This window comes from Thalassotalea insulae, assembly GCF_030161395.1.
Lineage (GTDB): Bacteria > Pseudomonadota > Gammaproteobacteria > Enterobacterales > Alteromonadaceae > Thalassotalea_E > Thalassotalea_E insulae.
In genome coordinates this window covers 4,107,080-4,126,073 of the sequence record NZ_BSST01000001.1, presented here as the reverse complement: position 1 = coordinate 4,126,073, position 18,994 = coordinate 4,107,080, and the positions used below count along the sequence as shown (strand labels likewise).

The following is an 18,994-nucleotide window of genomic DNA, read 5'->3' as shown; positions in this document are numbered from 1 at the left end:
GCTTTTGTAGCATATTACACTGCAAATTTAAAATCTTCGAGAGGTTATTCTGATTATTTACCATTATACTAGTCGTTAATATTACAACACTCATTTAATAGAGATTATAAATATGATTATTGGTGTACCTAAAGAAATTAAAAATCATGAATACCGTATCGGCTTAACACCTGCTGGTGTCAAAGAGTTAGTTGTTAACGGTCATGAGGTTATTGTCGAAAACAACGGTGGTGCCGCTATCGGTTTTGATAATGAACAATATATTGCAGCTGGTGCAAAAATTATTGATAGCGCTGCGGAAATATTTGCCACAGCCGAGATGATCATTAAGGTAAAAGAGCCACAACCTGTTGAATGTAAAATGTTACGTCCGGGGCAAGTATTATTCACTTACCTGCATTTAGCCCCGGATCCACAACAAACAGAATTACTTGTTGCCTCTGGTGCAACTTGTATCGCTTATGAAACGGTAACAGCCGCTGCTGGTGGTTTACCATTATTAGCACCAATGTCAGAAGTTGCTGGTCGTATGTCGATTCAAGCCGGCGCTCACGCTTTAGAAAAAGCCCAAGGCGGTTTAGGTGCATTATTAGGTGGCGTACCAGGTGTAGCACCAGCTAAAGTTTTAATTGTTGGTGGTGGCGTAGTTGGCACCCAAGCAGCACGTATGGCTGTTGGAATGGGCGCTGATGTCACAATTTTAGACCGTTCTTTACCTCGTCTACGTCAATTGGACACAGAATTTGATGGCCGTTTAAAAACTGTTTATTCAACAGCAGACGCAATGGATCATTTAATTGTTGAAGCAGATTTAGTGATTGGTGCGGTATTAATTCCTGGTGCAGCAGCACCTAAATTAGTGACTAAAGAGCACATAAAATCAATGAAAAAAGGCGCTGTAGTTGTTGATGTTGCTATCGACCAAGGTGGTTGTTTCGCAACGTCTAAAGCAACGACTCATCAAGAACCAACTTATGTTGTTGATGACGTTGTACATTATTGTGTAGCTAATATGCCAGGTGGTGTTGCTCGTACATCAACTATTGCTTTAACCAATGCAACATTACCATTTGCAGTCACCTTGGCGAATAAAGGGGCAAAGCAAGCAATGTTAGATGATGAACATTTAATGAATGGTTTAAACGTACTAGCGGGCCAAATTACTTATCAGCCAGTTGCTGAAGTATTAGGTTATGACTATGTACCAGCGCAAGATGCCGTTACTAAACTTTAAGCGATACTAACTAGTACAGCTATAGAGCCGCTATAAATATAGCGGCTTTTTTTATTTCCGAACATTTTCTATATTAACTGATCGTTTTTGCATCACCGTACAATTAATCTTGCGTTTTATTAGTTTTACTAAAAATTTTTCTGCAAAAGTTATTTTACCCACTTGAGATCTTTACTTAAAATCCCAATCAAGTAAGTTAATACCCATTGAAATAAATATTTAATCTATTCAGAACTGTGTCAGGGGAGTTAGAACAAAGCAAATTGATGCCGGTGTAGTTATTCTCCATCAAAGCAATTTGTAAAGTTATCACTTTCCTGACAAGCTCCCAAAGGGCGAGTTTAAGAGGCTTATATACTGCGTTACTGATTTTGCTAAGGTTATTACATGGATGTAATATCTTAGGGTAACGCTGGAGCAGTTACCGAGAATAACCATTAGCTGCAATCAAAGCCTTGCCTCTAAACTTTTTAATTCTCGCTGAATGATCAAATATTTAATTCACTTGGTATAATAATTAACGCATTTCAATATTTGGAGTAATTCATGAGCGAAGCAAGACATTGCCCGTTACTCATTTTGGGCTCAGGCCCTGCTGGTTATACTGCGGCTGTTTATGCTGCCCGAGCAAACTTAAAACCTGTAATGATCACAGGTATGCAACAGGGTGGGCAGTTAACTACTACCACTGAAGTCGAAAATTGGCCGGGAGATGCAGATGATCTAACGGGCCCGGCATTAATGGAACGCATGCAAAAGCATGCAGAAAAATTTGATACCGAAATTATTTTCGATCACATTGAGTCCGTCGACTTATCTAGCCGTCCGTTTAAATTAACCGGCAGCAGTGAATATACTTGTGATGCATTAATTATTTGTACTGGTGCCTCAGCACAATACTTAGGTTTACCTTCTGAACAAGCTTTTATGGGTAAAGGTATTTCAGCTTGTGCTACTTGTGATGGTTTTTTCTATCGCAACCAAAAAGTTGCGGTAGTTGGTGGTGGCAATACCGCGGTTGAAGAAGCCTTATATTTAGCCAATATCGCATCAGAAGTGCATCTGGTACATCGCAGAGACTCTTTCCGTTCAGAGAAAATTCTCACTGACCGATTAATGGATAAAGTTAACAATGGTAATATTACCCTGCATTTAGACCGCACCTTAGATGAAGTATTAGGCGATGATATGGGGGTCACCAGTATTCGTTTAAAAGATACTAAATCCGATGCTACCGAAACGCTTGATGTTGCAGGCTGCTTTATCGCTATCGGTCATAAGCCTAATACCGATATTTTTAAAGATCAGTTAGAGATGAAAGATGGCTATTTAACCATTGAAAGTGGCACTAATGGTAATGCTACACAAACCAGTGTAGAAGGTGTTTTCGCTGCAGGTGACGTCGCAGATCATATCTATCGTCAAGCTATTACATCTGCTGGTGCAGGATGTATGGCAGCATTAGATGCCGAGCGCTATTTAGATGCCAATAATAACGGCTAATTGATGGCCGAGACTCTCCACTGGTTAGAACCGGAAAGTCTTGCATTTCCTCCACCAGATAGCGCATTATCTGACCCTAACGGGTTATTGGCTATCGGTGGAGACTTATCTGCCAAGCGCTTAGTTGCTGCATATTCTCAAGGAATTTTTCCCTGGTTTAATGAAGATGAGCCAATTCTTTGGTGGAGTCCCTCCTCTCGGGCGGTTATTCCTGTCGAGCAGTTATATATCAATCGCTCACTAAAAAAGCTACTGAACAAAAAACTATTTTCTGTTACCATCAATCAAGCATTTGAACAGGTCATTGACTACTGCGCTGATGCACCATTTCGTCGTGAAGGCACCTGGATTAACTCGACAATGTTGGCCGCCTATAAACACTTACATCAGTTAGGTTACGCTCACTCTATTGAAGTCTGGCACCAACAAAACTTAGTTGGAGGTTTATATGGCGTTGCAATAAATGGCTTCTTTTCAGGTGAATCTATGTTTTACCTGAAGGACAACGCATCTAAATTTGCTTTAGTTGGATTAGTTAATGTATTAAAACAGCAGGGCGTAAAAATCATCGACTGCCAAATTACTAACCCATTTTTAACTTCAATGGGATGCATAGAAGTTTCTAGAGCAACGTTTGACCAATACCGGCAACAGGCAATGTTAATGCAGTTACCCGCAGCTACCTGGCAACCTAGAACAATTTTCTAATGCTATAATTGAGTTATGAATAAAAGTTATCAATTGGCCATTAGTCAAACTTTTCCATGTAATTACTTACCTGAGCAGCAAGAAAGATTATTGATTGCCATTGACAAGCAACTGCAAAGCGCAAAGCCTTATGCCTGGTTAATGTCTCAGGGCTTTCGTCGTAGTGGCGATCAAATCTATCGCCCTCATTGTATTAACTGCCATGCTTGCCAATCATTAAGGATACTGGCGCAACAATTTACTCCATCGAAAAGCCAAAAACGTATAGTTAAAAAAAATAGTGCTTTTAGTCAAAAGATAAATAATCAAATGCAGGAAAATTACTACCCCCTGTATGAAGAGTATATCAGCAAAGTACACGCTGACGGCACAATGTATCCACCCAATTATCAACAATACCAAAGTTTTATTGAATGCCACCTGATTGAGCAAATTTTTATTGAAACCTGGCATCGTGAACAATTAATCAGTGTTGCCGTTACCGATATTTTAGAAAATGCCTTGTCTGCTGTTTACACTTTTTATCATCCTGACTATCGCTCGCATGGTCTCGGTGTTTACTCAATATTAACACAAATTGAAATTGCCAAAAATATGGGCAAAGAGTTTCTTTACCTTGGCTATCATATTGAAGGTTGTCAAAAAATGAATTACAAAAATAAGTACTATCCTCATCAAATTTTGACAAAAAATACGTGGTTAACGGTAAATAAATAACACTATAGCTTTACTTTAGCCGTTCATTTGGGCATTATTCGCCCAGCTTTTTATTAATGCACAAATTAGAGGTTTAACGCCCAATGGCGAAAGAAGAAAATATTGAAATGCAAGGTACGGTGTTAGATACCTTACCAAACACTATGTTCCGTGTTGAATTAGAAAATGGACACGTTGTAACCGCTCATATTTCAGGAAAAATGCGCAAAAATTACATTCGTATTTTAACTGGTGATAAGGTAACGGTAGAACTTACACCTTATGATTTATCAAAAGGTCGCATTATTTTCCGTGCTAGATAAATACAGATTAACGAAAAAGCCCTCTATTTGAGGGCTTTTTTATATCTGAACATTTATTATATCTTACGCTATATACTGCATTTGTTAATGCTCAACCAATTCCTTTTTAGATTCATAGCTTAAAATAAGTTTATCGTTTTCAACTGCAACTTTAGCCACCCCTCCTTGAGTTAAATCGCCGAATAATAATTCATTAGCTAATGGTTTTTTCAAATGTTCCTGAATGATCCGCGCCATAGGTCTTGCTCCCATCGCTTTATCATAACCATGATCAGCTAACCATTGCTTCGCCTCTTCCGATAACTCTAATGATACCCCTTTCTCGTCAAGCTGCGCTTGCAGTTCAACAATAAACTTATCTACTACTTGTTGGATCACTTCATCTGATAAATGGTTAAACCAAACAATGTTATCTAGGCGATTTCGAAACTCTGGTGAAAATACCTTGTTAATTTCATCCATTGCATTAAGGCTATTATCCTGTTGTTTAAAGCCTATGGATTGGCGCGTGGTTTCCTGTACCCCAGCGTTAGTTGTTAATACTAAGGTGACATTTCTAAAATCAGCCTTGCGACCGTTATTATCAGTTAATGTACCGTGATCCATTACTTGCAATAAAATGTTATAAACGTCTTGGTGTGCTTTTTCAATTTCATCTAATAACACTACAGCATGTGGATGTTTAAGCACGGCATCAGTTAATAATCCGCCTTGCTCATAACCAACATAACCAGGAGGTGCACCAATCAAACGACTGACGGCATGTTTCTCCATGTATTCCGACATATCATAGCGTAACAATTCAACACCAAGAATTTTCGCCAGCTGTTGTGTTACTTCAGTTTTACCGACCCCGGTAGGCCCAGCAAATAAGAAAGAACCGACAGGCTTTTCTTCATTACCTAACCCAGCACGTGATAGGCGTATTACTGAGCTCAGCTCTTCAATTGCTTGATCTTGACCAAAGACTACCAGCTTCAAATTACGATCTAAGGTTTGTAAGCTGTCTCTTTCTGAAGACGAGACCGACTTTTCAGGAATACGAGCAATTTTAGCAACAATACTTTCAATATCATTGTCATTGATCACCTTCTTACGCTTAGATGCGGTGACTAATTTTTGCTTAGCGCCTGCTTCATCAATCACATCAATAGCTTTATCCGGTAAAAAACGTTCATTAATGTATTTTGCTGATAACTTAGCCGCGGCTTTTAACGCTTTATTGGTATAACGAATACCGTGATGTGCTTCATACTTATCTTTCAAACCAAGTAAAATCTTAGTAGTATCATCGACACTCGGTTCGGCAATATCAATTTTTTGAAAACGACGCGCTAAAGCCCGATCTTTTTCAAAAATACTCTGATATTCCTGATACGTGGTGGAACCTAAGCATTTCAATTTACCTGATGATAACAATGGTTTGATCAGATTCGAGGCATCCATCATGCCGCCAGAAGCAGCACCAGCTCCGATAATCGTGTGTATTTCATCAACAAAAAGTATCGCGTTACCTTCTTGCTCCAGCTCTTTTAATAAGGCTTTAAAGCGCTTTTCAAAATCGCCACGATATTTAGTGCCGGCAAGCAATGCTCCCATATCTAAGGAATAAATCGTAGTGTCAGTTAAAAACTCAGGCACTTCATTTGAAACAATTAGATTTGCCAAGCCTTCCGCAATAGCGGTTTTACCGACTCCAGCTTCACCAACAAATAATGGGTTATTTTTTCTGCGTCGGCCCAATACCTGTAAGGTGCGTTCTAATTCGTCACTACGGCCAATAAGCGGATCGATATTGCCGTTTCTCGCTTCGTCATTAAGGTTAGTGGCAAAGTTTTCAATTGTTCTCGGTTCTTCTTCCACCTGAGTGACAGTTTCATCCGCGCTATGCTGACTGTCATTATGTTCTACTTTTGCAATACCGTGAGAGATATAGTTAACGATATCTAAGCGACTTATATCCGATTTCTTAAGAAAATAAGCAGCTTGTGATTCTTGTTCACTAAATATTGCTACTAATACGTTAGAACCGTTCACTTCACTTTTACCTGAAGATTGCACATGAAACACTGCACGTTGCAATACTCGTTGAAAGCCTAATGTCGGCTGCGTCTCGCGCTCTTCTTCCCCTGCTGGAATAACCGGAGTCGTTTCTCCGATAAAATCCATCAACTCTTTCCGTAGCTTTTTCATGTCAGCGCCACAAGCAGTTAATGCATCTATAGAAGATGGATTATCGAGTAATGCCAATAGCAGATGTTCTACCGTCATAAATTCATGACGTGATTCTTTCGCCTGACGGAAGGCCATATTTAGGGAAATTTCTAAATCTTTGTTTAACATAGGCTACTCCAATTAAAAACCTAGTAACATTACGCTTTTTCCATTGTGCACTTCAATGGATGCTGATTTTCTAGCGCGTAACTACATACTTGACTAACTTTGGTCTCTGCAACTTCTGCAGTATATGTGCCACACCGTCCTTTGCCTTTATAATGAATGTCTAGCATAATATCAGTCGCTTTCTCTTCATTCATATTAAAAAACTTACGCAATACCTCTACAACAAAATCCATTGGCGTATAATCGTCATTGAGTAAAATAACATTATACATTGGCGGCTTTTGATATTGCTCTAATTTTTCCTCTTCGAGTACTTCATTATCCTCGAACATTTCTTTCCACTTACTCATAATTTTATATTAGTCTGTCACAGCAAATTTTGCTGCATCATTTTAGCTAAATTAAGTTAAAAATACTGTTAAATAGTTGTGAATTTCACTTGACTATTTCAATTTATTATCTACGATTTAGACAGTGATGGTTTTTTAGTCACTATTTCAGTTCATATTGCTTTTGGGGAAGCATAACTAATTACCGATGATTTTAGAAGGAAGTTGAAGTATGGCTCACGGTACAGTTAAATGGTTTAACAACGCTAAAGGGTTTGGTTTTATTCGTCCTGATGATGGTGGTGAAGATATATTCGCACACTACTCAACTATTCAAATGGAAGGTTACCGTACATTGAAAGCTGGTCAGGATGTAAATTACGAGCTTAATGCGGGTCCTAAAGGGCATCATGCGGCAAGTATTACACCAAATGATGTGGAAGACTCAAAGGATTAACTTTTTCTCTTTATATAAAAAGCACAGCATTTACGCTGTGCTTTTTTATTTGTGTAACTATCACACAATCAATGCATGTGCTCAATAATACAATCGGCAAACTGGGAACAACTAACAAGCGTAGAGCCTTCCATTAAACGAGCAAAATCATAAGTAACCGTTTTTGCATTAATCGCACCTGAGACTCCAGACAGCAATAAGTCTGCAGCTTCAAACCAACCAATATGTCGTAACATCATCTCTGCCGATAATATCACCGAACTAGGGTTAACTTTATTTAATCCAGCATATTTGGGCGCAGTACCATGAGTTGCCTCAAAAATCGCGATTTGTTCTCCAATATTGGCTCCGGGTGCTATTCCTATGCCGCCAACCTGAGCTGACACCGCATCAGATAAATAATCACCGTTTAGATTTAAAGTAGCAATCACGCTATATTCAGCTGGACGCAAAAGCGTTTGTTGTAACATTGAATCTGCAATAACATCCTTTATGATAATTTCTTTACCGGTTTTTGGATTAGTTAACTGACACCACAGTCCGCCATTAACAGTCTGAGCACCGAATTCCTGTTTAGCTAACTCATAAGCCCAGTTTTTAAAAGCGCCTTCGGTGTACTTCATAATATTTCCCTTATGCACAATGGTAACCGATGAACGATCATTATCAATGGCATACTGAATAGCCTTACGCACCAGCCGCTGAGTTCCTTGCTTAGATACGGGTTTAACACCTAACCCACAATCTTGAGTAAAACGAATATTATTAACTTGTAGTTCATCTTGTAAAAACCTTAATAGCTTATTTGCAGCCTCGGTTCCTGCTTCAAACTCAATACCGGCATAGACATCTTCAGAATTTTCTCTAAAGATCACCATATTGACTTCACCTGGTTTCTTTATTGGGCTAGGTACACCGGTAAACCATTGAATAGGACGTTGACAAACATATAGATCGAGCAACTGACGTAAAGCAACGTTTAATGAACGCATGCCCCCGCCAACCGGCGTTGTTAACGGTCCTTTAATACCTACTTTATATTGTTTAAATGCAGCTAATGTTTCTTCAGGCAACCAGGTTTCGCTATCATAGACTTGTGTAGATTTTTCCCCGGCAAAGACTTCCATCCAGGCAATATAACGATCACCGCCATATGCTTTCTCCACTGCGGCATTAACGACTTTAAGCATGGCCGGTGTAACATCAATTCCAATTCCATCTCCTTCAATAAAAGGAATGATAGGATTATTAGGAACTACTAAGTGGCCATTTTGATAAGAAATGGCTTCACCATTTTCTGGAATCGTTATGTGATCGAACATTTTTAATATCCTCATATCAGATGCGTTACTTTAAGGCACATTTATAATGTACGTGCCTACTGCTTAAGCTAAATGATCCGCCAGTATTTAACTAATACAGTTAACATGATACCGAACATAAACATGATGAATAATTAAACCATTAGGGGTGATATTTATTTTAGATACAAAACGGAAACAAAACGCATATAGTTGACAATTATTTCAAAGAATATCAATAACCTGATTTAATAGAACTCATAGTAAGTAGGAATTTTCCCCTATTTATTAATCGACTAAGTTATAGAAAATAGGTACTATGTTGAGGGTGTGTTGAAGCTTGTTAGATATCGATAAATACTCACGAGTAATCACACGCCTTACGGGGACATAAAGAATAATAACGAGATGTAAAATATAGTGAATTGGATGCGCAATACTACTCTACTGATAGTCTTTATCTTCCTCTGTTTTTTCAATAAAGCCTATAGTGAACAGCTCACGGTTGTCTATCCGGAAGTGAAAGCCCCTTATGATGCGATTTTCGAACAAATCATTCAAGGAGTTAGTAATGAGTTTGGCGATGACATAATTCATTTAAAGCTGCCTAATCAGTTCGATGTTGCTCAAATAGCACAGCAAATAACTACCCAAAAAGTGATAGCACTAGGAAAACGAGGCTTACGTGTTGCTAGAAAAATTTATCAAGAAAAGCAAGTAGTTGTAGGTGCCCTACCAATAAGACCAAGTGATATTTCCGGGGTCAGTTTAATGACAGCCCCTGACTTGCTATTTGATGCGTTAAAAGAACTGGCACCACAAGTCACAACAATTAATGTCTTTTACACTGCCGCATCAACTTGGATCATAGATATTGCCCAGCAAGAAGCACATTCTCGAGGATTAACAGTTAATGCGCAAAAAGTTGACGATCTTCGTACCGCAGTTACCGCGTACAATAAACTTTTTGAGCAAGGAGAACTCAAAAATACGGCTATTTGGCTACCTATAGACCCGATTACAGCCAATGAAAAAATCATCGTACCGGTAATTTTAGAAAAAGCATGGGAAAACAAAATGCCGGTATTTTCTGCTAAACCTTCCCACGCTAAACGTGGTGCACTGTTTTCAGCTATCCCTAACAATGAGTTTCTTGGCGGGCAACTGGTTCGTTTACTTAACACGTTAAGTCATTCTCCTAATCAATCAACCGTAAGCCCCCTTAAAGGGGTAAAACTTGCTGTTAACCTTAGAACAGCAGCTCACTTAGGTTACAACTACAGTGCAACTAAGCGGGCTGATTTTGCAATCACCTTCCCAAAATAATGAGTTAATAAATTTATGAAACTGCATCGTATTTTTAACTCCAATCAAAGTATACGTCACCAAGCGATTATATTTTTAATCACCAGCATCTCAGTGATGACGTTAATTATCAGTATTTTAACTGCCGCTGGCGTCAACCAGCAATCAAGACAGTTAATGCTAAAAAATGCTTTTCAAATAACCGATGGGTTAGCCAAACAAGCAGTATTTGCCCTATTATCAGGTGCGAATCAAAATGCTAAAGAGGCTATTCAACAAGTGCAAGGTTTTCAATCCGTATTAGCAACTCGGCTGAGGTATGAAAATCAGGATATCTTTATTTCAGAAGGTGAGTATCCTCACGCGCTGGATACACTCGAAATCCAGGTAACTGACACTCAAATATTGAAGGAAACTGCAGACTTTTGGCTGATCAAAACTCCCGTAATATTAACAACTGGCGTATCAAATAATGATGAAAGTGAATTTGAATTAGAGTCAAAATTAACTGAGCCACAGCAGATCATAGGTTATGCCGAAGTTATCTACAGTAAAGCTAGCTTAAGCCAATCTCAACAACGTGTTGCGATAATCATTACCAGTATTGCTGTTATTTCTGTATTAGTATTAGTCACCATATTAAATTTTGCCTTAGCAAAACTATTTGCGCCATTAGAACAACTCGCACAAACAATGCGCCAAGCAAAAGCAAGCAAAGATCATCTTTATGCCAATGTCACCGGAGCGAAAGAGATCAGAAAAATGGCCGGCTACTATAACAGTATGATGAAGGTGTTAGAGCAGCAGGAAAGTGAACTAATATCACACCGTGATCAATTAGAACACGAGGTTAAAATTCGTACCAAAGAACTGGAAGAAGCAAGAGATACCGCATTAATTGCCAGCCAACATAAATCAGAATTTATGGCGAATATGAGCCATGAATTACGCACGCCAATCCAGTCAATCATAGGTTATGGTGAGCTGGTCACTGAAGAACTGGAGCTAAACGGTGACTTTGAGTTAATCGAGGATATGGATAAAATTGCTAATAACTCTCAGCGGTTACTATTTATGATCAATAGCCTGCTTGATTTAGCCAAAATTGAAGCGGGTAAACTTGAAATATCTGCTACAGAAATTTTAATTTCTGAATTACAAGCCACTATCCAAGAAACAATAAAACCACTAGCACAAAAGAATAATAATCAATTTGAAATAACCAATAGCTGCCAGCTAAATAAAATCATTTTAGATAAAGAAAAGCTCGAGCAGGTGCTATTAAATTTACTCAGTAATGCCTGTAAGTTCACTAATAAAGGCAAGGTTTCACTTAATATTCACTGTGATAAACAGCATATTTATTTCGATGTAGCTGACACAGGAATAGGATTGTCACCCGAGCAGCAAGAATATATTTTTGATGAATTTAGGCAGGTGGATTCAGGTCAAGCTCGTAAATTTAGCGGAACAGGATTAGGACTTTCGATCTCTAAACGTTTTGTTGAATTAATGCAGGGGCAACTTACCGTCAGCAGTACATTAGGTCAAGGGGCAGTATTTACCATTACCTTACCAATATCCAGTTAACCATCAACACTTGCTAAAACAAGCTGTTTATTTACTTATTGTCCTTTATACTGACGGATAATAAAAGAATAGTAAATTCTAAGATGTCTGAACTTAAATTTGAAGCATTACTTAACCGTATAGATATGGTTTTTACTCAAGGCTACCTTTTTAATGGTGAAATTAATGTAGATCAGTTAAAACAAAGCTATAACAGAACAATTAATTCAGTAGAAAAATTAACTAAACGGCCTAACTATCTATCACAAAATCAGTTTAGCTGGGAAAGCACCCTTAAGTCACAACAATTTTTTCAAACCATTAATACGGATTGTTTTACAACAGCGCTTACTAATATTTCCAAGAATGGTTACAGCTTACTTCGGACTGAAGATCAATATGCTGCATTTGGATTAATAATCTTGCAAAAAAATAATTGCCAAGAATTTATGCTTATCACTCTCACAGATCACTGTTATCTTGATGCGCAAAGTGCTAATTACCTCTTTAAACTTATCATACAATTATATAACGCATACCTTAGCAATGATTCAAAACAAGCTAAAACAGTCCTAAATACAGCTCAACTACTCACTTATCCAAACGCTATAAACTTTATTCAGCAGGTTACTAACAATCAAGGAATTAATAATCATCCCGATAATGTATCTGAGATACAAAAATACCCAATGATCCATGATCCCGCTCCTGAAATTAACGAGGAGAAACTTGCCAGCTATCGCGCAAAAACAAAACTAGCTAAAACTGTTAGTTACGACGTAAGTAATGTCATCAGTCGTATCCGTGCTAATAGCGAGCTACCATTAACAAAAAATTCGATTATTTCGGCATTACTAGCCAAATGTTTTCATAAAGTACACCCAGATACCGCCAATAATAATCAAGAAAAAGTCACGTTTGCGATTGCAGTAAGCTTGCCAACTGAGCAACAAAGGCAGCTATTAAGTGGCAATTATATGGTGTCAATTTCTGTGACGGCTAACGTTATAACAAACACTGTTAGCCGCTTAGCGGAACTAATACAAAAACGTGTACAAAATGTTAAGCAAACTCAACAAGACTTTTCTCGATTTATCCTCAGAGAAGAATTTTTATCTAGACTAAATACAATAGAAGATCCACATGCCTTTTATCTAACTAATTGGACGGCCCATGAAATTAGCCTAGGTAAAGTCACGCCTCAGGGTTGTACATTTAAACAACAATCAGGCCTGCTGACCGTCAACCCATCAGATGAAGTAGTTGCCTCTTATGTCAACAAGCAAGGTATTATCATCTGCATCACTCCTGATGATAAAGTGACACTGTCGATAACACCTTCAATTACCGAGGAGAAACCGTTAGATGCTATGCTAGATGTTTTACCTTTAGTGATTGAGCAAGCGCAATAGCAATATCTATTGCGGTAACTCTCGGGGAGCGACGCCAATATAGTCGATGTCCTGACACTTCATCGGTAGAAATGAGTTAGCTGGACTATGCTCCAGATCGCGATAACAGGCAATAGCACCACCAATCACCGCAAAGGCTTTAATTTTATAGCCTTCTTCAGGAGTAAAGCCCTGATCCAGCAAAAATGCCGCGGCATAGCCACCACTATTAATTGACAGACCAAAATGTTCGAATAAATAATCGCTGAGTTCAAAAGCAAACTTAAGATATTTACCCATTTCCAGCCCAAGCCGTAATTGCGAATCTTTATATGGCTGCAATCTTTCATCGTCTTTATCGATCGGCCGGGCAAAACCAATGATCATAGGCTTTCCGTTAATAATCCGTGCTTTTTGTAAAATCTGTGCAAACGATGCACCATGAGTATAGTCTTCATAGGCAACTTGCAAAAACGTCATACTAGATTGGGTCGTTTGGCCGCCACCATAAGCTCTTGAATCTGCTCCTAATATTGCGGCACTGGCAGCAGCTACCACACTAGTTTTAGTATCACCAGCATATGCCGAAATTTGATTGCACCAGATCCGGCTATCAGGGTAACTTAAACCCATAAAATTAGTTTCAACCCAATCAGCGACATTTCTGGCAACTAATTTTCCTGTGGCATTTAAAATATTAACTTGCATTAGCGAAGCATTAATCATTAGATCATTCATCAATGAATGCCCTTCTATGATTACATCTTCTCCACCTTGCCAATGTCCCACAGAACTAAAAATACGGGTATTACGCTGATCCCAATATTGCGTGTTTGCTTTATTTGTCATTGGCTCTATCACCCACTAACGTTTGTTGTTGCTGATAAAAATGTTGTTCGTCAGATAACATCGGCATCGCAGTAATCGGTTTATGTGTTTGCTCTACACCATGAGCAAAGATTCCGGGAGCACATAATAGTTGATACAAACCAACCGCTTCACGCGCAGCAATACCTAAATGGCAAAAAACCATCGCTGCCAGGCCTGTTTTTAATATTCCGATGTTAGCGCTTTCCAATCGCTCAACAAATGCCAGCCCCCAATCAATATAAGTACAATGTTGGTCTTTATCTTCCACTGTTGGTGATAACACTGCATCAGCATGAGCTTGAGTTAGTTCATCTATACTTCCGTAATAATTGCCAAATCCGGCGACTAAATGAAATTCACCTGAATGTTGAGCTAGCTCTTCAGCGGATTCCTTTAATAGGGAGTCCGCTAAAAATTGCGGAGACTTATCTATATTGGCATAAATAAAAGAAATAGCCTCTGCAACCTCTTGCGCGCCATTTTCCTTCCCGCCAAGTACCGATAAACCAATAGGTAATAAATGCTCTGCATTACTTTTACTAACTCCGGCTGTCATACTAGCTTTTACTGCCGGATGGCGTGGACCAAGATTAATTAACGCGATCATTAGTCTTTCTAATAACCGGGCATTAGCCGCTGCAGGCAATTCGCCAGTGAACAGCAACAATAAAGTTTCAGCAAAACTTTTTTTACTAATCAGCTGCGCTACATCATAGCCGTACAGATAACTTTTCTGGCTGATATAATGGTTACTTTCACTTGGCTGCTCTAATAAAATTTTAGTTTGCGTTTTACCTGCATAAACAAAGTCTGTTCTTTGTTCTGAGTTTTTCTTTTTACCTAGCATTAAAATTTATACCTTACTTCCCCATAAAATGTTCGGCCAGCTAGAGGTAGATCATTTGGAATATTTGCCGTACCACCGTTATTTAAAGAAGGCTCTCTAGCATCGACATCAAATACATTTTTTGCTAATAAAGCGAATTCAATTGGATAGTCGTGCGGCATCCATCTTAAATTGATATCACTCACGACGTAATTTTCTATTGCCTGACGAGTATCGTTTACTGAACGACTACGACCGTTGATAAAATTACTTTTAACATTAACACGCGTTTCATCATTAATTTCCCAATCTAGCTGCATAAACACCTGTCTTTTCGGTACATAGGCGACATCCGCATCGGTTAAATCATTGGTAGCTTTAGACCATGAAATATTACCTGAGAACTTAAATTTCTCGTTAATACGCCAATTAAGCTCGAGCTCACTACCATAACCTTCTTGCTCACCCAAATTTTGAGCGGTATTACTAGATTGGCCAGCATCTGGTGCATATTGAATAATATCTGTCCATGTATAATCATAAAAACTTAAAATAGCACCGAATCCAGATTGAGGGTGATAATCAAATGCAACTTCAAATGTTTCCATTTTTTCAGGATTTAAGTTTGGGTTACCCAATGCAACTGGATTATTAATATTGCCCGTATCAGCAAAAGAAGGTGCTCTAAACGCTTTACCATAAAGAAATTTAGTTGATAAATTTAATGAAGTAGACCATACCAGTGCCAACCTAGGGTTAGTAGTGCTTCCAAAATCAGAATAATCATCATGTCTGAGCCCTGCTGTTAACTCCCAGTCATTGGCTACAGTCCAAACATCTTGAATAAAAACATAACGATTAGAGCGTTCAGTTTCTCTTAAAAATATATAGGGCGTATCAGAAACATCAACGACAGGACCTGTAGGATCAATAGCTAAACCATCTGGCCCAAGACCAAAGTTTTTGGTTTCTTTGGTTTTATACATATCACCTTTATGATAACCACTTCCTAAGCGAACAATATGGTTATTTAAGCCACTGTATAATCCGGTAATATTAAACCGTGTATGCCGTTCCCATACCTCAGGATTACCAATAAATCCATTAGGATAAGCACCACCAAAAGCACCCGCAGGATAAATAGTGTATTGATCAATATCCTGGCTAGTATCAAAATACGTCGCTTGAACATCTAACTGCCAATCTTCGGTAATCTGAGATTTGTAATTGATATCAAAATTACGTCGACGGCTTGCTTTATCCGCTTCGGGATCAAGGGCGGCAGCTAATCCTGCTCCCAACCCTAAATTATTTCTATCTTGTAATCCAAGACGAACAGTCCATTCGCGATAATTTATTTCTCCACGAAAATCGATATTTTCTGTCCCTAAACTTAACTTACCAGGCGCTAAAGAGGCGGATGTGCCAAAAATTTTATCTAAGCGTGTTTGGGCGTCCGCTTCTATTGTTTTATCGAATCCGTCTGTTACATGGTACTCAAAAACAGCCGAATATTTAAACTCCCCATCACTGTCGCCTAAGGCAAACCAAGCATCTTGGGTTTTATGACTTCCAACACGCACTAATAACTCATTGTTTTTAATATCATCTGCGTTTTTCGTAATAATATTAATCACTCCTGAAAAGGCATCGGCACCAAACACAGCTGAACCAGGTCCACGAATCACCTCTATTCGAGCAATGGCTTCAACTGGCATCCCTCCCCAATTTTGGTTACGGTTACCCAGAAAAGAATTGGTAATTGGGATATTATTAATTAACATTAATACTTGAGGCGTATATTTACTATGCACGCCTCGAAACGCATAAATCGGTGTATACGTATTTGAAAGCCTCGAAATATGTAAACCAGGCACAGTTTCTAGCACATCATCAATATCAGTAGCACCCATGTTTTTTATTTGTTCTGCGGTAAATACACTTGCTATTGCAGGCGCTCTATAGATTTGCGTTTTTATCCCTGTCGCTATTTCAACCATTTCCTCACTGCCGTAAAAGTCATCAAAGTAATCATCCCTTTCTTCACCACTAAAAGAATAATCTTCTGCTACCAATGGCGTTGAAATGGCAAACAAAACGGCTAATGTTAATACTGATGGTTTTATTTTCATTCTATAATTTCCGACTTCTATTTTTTAAAGCAGCGATATTTATAACGCCTATTTTTACATTATCAATGCTATTGACGATAACCATTAGGTAAATTATCACCATCATCTGCCAAATTTTTTACCCGTGACATCATTGGTGGTACTTCTTCAGCATCGATTCTGACATCAAGTAAAGTTGGCACTTTAGCTGAAAAGATTTCGTCAAAATCAACACGATGCAACTCTTCTGGGCTTTCAATAACAATACCATTAGCGCCTTGAGCTTGAGCTAGCATAGCAAAATCAACAGTATTAAGTTGCCAACCTATTGATTCTGCCCGACTTAACTGCTGACCGAATCGTATCATACCATAGGCCGAATCATTGAGAACGATAAATAAGACAGGTAATTGATGCTGTACAGCAACACCAATTTCATGAGAACTCATTAACCAGGCTCCATCTCCTGACATACAAACATGAGGAGCATCAGGCGCGCCAAATGCCGATCCAATCGCTGCCCCAATTCCCCAAGCCATACTGCCAAAATCCATAGACAAACGATAGAAACCTTTATTTGACGAATGACTAAGATAATGAGTCGCCCAGGCCCAAATATTCCCAGTGTCGATGAACACCCGAGTATCCAAAGGTAACTTTCGCGATAAATAGGCCATTAGCTTTTGCGGTTTAATAGGAGCATCATTTGAATGACACTTCTTATCATCAATCAAGTCGATATATCCACCAACAGCATTTGAGTTACATTCAAACTCCAACCCTTGCCAAGTTCGTTTCCAGCTATAGGCATTCACCTTGTTAAGCAAACGATTAAAAATAGCATCGAGGTGACCAAATACATGGAGCTTTGCCATTGGGGAGCGGCTAAAATTTTCCACCGTTTCATCGATATGGATCATCTTATCTAAAATATCATTAGCAAGACTTCCTAATCCCATTTCTGTGATTGATGTACCAATTGCCAATACTAGTTCAATATCGTCATTTTTAAATAAATCCCTCGCTGATTGATGTCCAGCATAACCGTAAACGCCTCGGTAAAGCGGATGTCGTTCATTAACCCAGCTCTTTCCCATAGGCCCAGAAACAAAAGGAGCATTGAGTGCTTCTGCCAGTTTTTCAATTTGTTCATAAGCACGAGCACAGCCATAGCCAAGGAAAAACACAATTTTATCGCAAGTAACTATTTCTTGTGTCAGTTTATCTACCGCAGGTTTATCTGCTAGCGAGGGGCGTTGTGTTAAATAATTAACATGAACATTTGGATGCTGATGAGGGTAGCGAGCCCTTAATATATCTGAAGGAACGCTAATATGAACTGGGCCTCTAGGAGATTGTCCTGACTCCATTAACGCCGTTATCAATTTGGCCTCTAATTGCGCGGGATGTGAGATAAGAGAATTAAACTTACAACAACTTCTAAGTATAGCAACCGTATCGATAGCTGTTTCACTGGAATCTTGCAGTGGCTTTTTACCAAATTTAGGTAACGCGGTTTGTGCGGTAATGACTAACAACGGACTCTTATCAACGTAGGCTGACGCAACCCCTGTAACCAAATTCGTTGCTCCTGGCCCTGTAGTCGTACAAACAACACCAAGTTTACCGGTTTCTCGATAATAACCGTCCGCCATAAACGCTGCGGCACTTTCATGACGAGCGATAATGGCTTTAGGACCGCCGCGACGTTCTGACCGAGCTAGCGCATTGTATAAAGGTTCAATGGCTCCGCCCGGCACACCAAATACATATTCAACCCCTAACTGATGTAAGTACTCTAAAATGAGATCTGCATAATCAACTACGCGTGTTTTACTCGCAATTAACTCTTCATTTGGTATGTTCATTGGTGCCCTATTGTTATTATTTTTAATGTAAAACAAATTAACTATTCACTCATGAAAAGTAATGTGTATTTACATTACAATAACTTACACAGCCACACCTTAATCCCTTTTACGTATTATGTTATCCATTACATTACAAACAATTAAGCTTGCTTAGTAT

Annotated in this window: 16 protein-coding genes; 9 read left to right on the top strand and 7 right to left on the bottom strand. The window is 38.8% G+C overall.

All coding sequences use genetic code 11. The annotated features are described in order from the left end of the window. Positions 1 to 112 precede the first annotated feature (112 nt). The 5 genes from ald (at position 113) to infA (ending at position 4,464) form a co-directional block, all read left to right on the top strand. On the top strand, positions 113 to 1,234 hold the full coding sequence (gene ald, locus QQK06_RS18520; RefSeq protein WP_284246298.1) for an alanine dehydrogenase: 1,122 nt from the start codon (positions 113 to 115) through the stop codon (positions 1,232 to 1,234). Between the two features lie 546 nt (positions 1,235 to 1,780). Next, on the top strand, positions 1,781 to 2,737 hold the full coding sequence (gene trxB / locus QQK06_RS18515) for a thioredoxin-disulfide reductase (RefSeq protein ID WP_284246297.1): 957 nt from the start codon (positions 1,781 to 1,783) through the stop codon (positions 2,735 to 2,737). A gap of 3 nt (positions 2,738 to 2,740) precedes the next feature. After that, complete coding sequence (aat, locus tag QQK06_RS18510) at positions 2,741 to 3,445, top strand: leucyl/phenylalanyl-tRNA--protein transferase (RefSeq protein WP_284246296.1); 705 nt, start codon at positions 2,741 to 2,743, stop codon at positions 3,443 to 3,445. Between the two features lie 15 nt (positions 3,446 to 3,460). Next, entirely contained in the window at positions 3,461 to 4,162 is a 702-nt protein-coding gene (locus QQK06_RS18505) for an arginyltransferase (protein ID WP_284246295.1), read from the top strand. 83 nt (positions 4,163 to 4,245) lie between these two features. Next, positions 4,246 to 4,464: a translation initiation factor IF-1 gene (infA, locus tag QQK06_RS18500; protein WP_011043571.1), complete on the top strand. Its 219-nt coding sequence runs from the start codon at positions 4,246 to 4,248 to the stop codon at positions 4,462 to 4,464. A gap of 84 nt (positions 4,465 to 4,548) precedes the next feature. Here the strand turns inward: infA and clpA are convergent, their stop codons facing one another. Both clpA and clpS read right to left on the bottom strand, forming a co-directional pair. Continuing rightward, positions 4,549 to 6,807 (bottom strand): ATP-dependent Clp protease ATP-binding subunit ClpA, encoded by a 2,259-nt coding sequence (clpA, locus tag QQK06_RS18495; protein WP_284246294.1) that lies wholly within the window; start codon positions 6,805 to 6,807, stop codon positions 4,549 to 4,551. A 29-nt stretch (positions 6,808 to 6,836) separates the two neighbouring features. Then, positions 6,837 to 7,157 carry an ATP-dependent Clp protease adapter ClpS gene (gene clpS, locus QQK06_RS18490; RefSeq protein WP_284246293.1) on the bottom strand — a complete coding sequence of 107 codons (321 nt, stop codon included), beginning with the start codon at positions 7,155 to 7,157 and terminating at the stop codon, positions 6,837 to 6,839. A 211-nt stretch (positions 7,158 to 7,368) separates the two neighbouring features. Here clpS and cspD point away from each other — a divergent pair, with 211 nt between their 5' ends. After that, positions 7,369 to 7,593, top strand: coding sequence for a cold shock domain-containing protein CspD (gene cspD, locus QQK06_RS18485; RefSeq protein WP_284246292.1), 225 nt, complete (start codon positions 7,369 to 7,371; stop codon positions 7,591 to 7,593). Between the two features lie 68 nt (positions 7,594 to 7,661). Here the strand turns inward: cspD and icd are convergent, their stop codons facing one another. Then, positions 7,662 to 8,915, bottom strand: a complete 1,254-nt coding sequence (gene icd, locus QQK06_RS18480; RefSeq protein ID WP_284246290.1) for an NADP-dependent isocitrate dehydrogenase — start codon at positions 8,913 to 8,915, stop codon at positions 7,662 to 7,664. A gap of 408 nt (positions 8,916 to 9,323) precedes the next feature. Here icd and QQK06_RS18475 point away from each other — a divergent pair, with 408 nt between their 5' ends. From QQK06_RS18475 to QQK06_RS18465, 3 genes are all read left to right on the top strand, one after another. Beyond that, on the top strand, positions 9,324 to 10,220 hold the full coding sequence (locus QQK06_RS18475; protein WP_284246289.1) for an ABC transporter substrate binding protein: 897 nt from the start codon (positions 9,324 to 9,326) through the stop codon (positions 10,218 to 10,220). A gap of 15 nt (positions 10,221 to 10,235) precedes the next feature. After that, positions 10,236 to 11,789: a sensor histidine kinase gene (locus tag QQK06_RS18470; protein WP_284246288.1), complete on the top strand. Its 1,554-nt coding sequence runs from the start codon at positions 10,236 to 10,238 to the stop codon at positions 11,787 to 11,789. A gap of 83 nt (positions 11,790 to 11,872) precedes the next feature. Continuing rightward, positions 11,873 to 13,180: a hypothetical protein gene (locus QQK06_RS18465; RefSeq protein WP_284246287.1), complete on the top strand. Its 1,308-nt coding sequence runs from the start codon at positions 11,873 to 11,875 to the stop codon at positions 13,178 to 13,180. A gap of 6 nt (positions 13,181 to 13,186) precedes the next feature. Here the strand turns inward: QQK06_RS18465 and QQK06_RS18460 are convergent, their stop codons facing one another. The 4 genes from QQK06_RS18460 to QQK06_RS18445 form a co-directional block, all read right to left on the bottom strand. Continuing rightward, entirely contained in the window at positions 13,187 to 14,008 is an 822-nt protein-coding gene (locus QQK06_RS18460) for a hypothetical protein (RefSeq protein ID WP_284246285.1), read from the bottom strand. Further along, positions 13,998 to 14,876 (bottom strand): citrate synthase family protein, encoded by an 879-nt coding sequence (locus tag QQK06_RS18455; RefSeq protein WP_284246284.1) that lies wholly within the window; start codon positions 14,874 to 14,876, stop codon positions 13,998 to 14,000. Before QQK06_RS18455 ends, QQK06_RS18460 begins: the two co-directional genes overlap by 11 nt. Beyond that, positions 14,876 to 16,987 (bottom strand): TonB-dependent receptor plug domain-containing protein, encoded by a 2,112-nt coding sequence (locus tag QQK06_RS18450; RefSeq protein ID WP_284246282.1) that lies wholly within the window; start codon positions 16,985 to 16,987, stop codon positions 14,876 to 14,878. The genes QQK06_RS18455 and QQK06_RS18450 overlap by 1 nt, the downstream gene beginning before the upstream one ends. A gap of 68 nt (positions 16,988 to 17,055) precedes the next feature. Beyond that, on the bottom strand, positions 17,056 to 18,834 hold the full coding sequence (locus QQK06_RS18445; RefSeq protein WP_284246281.1) for a thiamine pyrophosphate-binding protein: 1,779 nt from the start codon (positions 18,832 to 18,834) through the stop codon (positions 17,056 to 17,058). Positions 18,835 to 18,994: the final 160 nt, after the last annotated feature.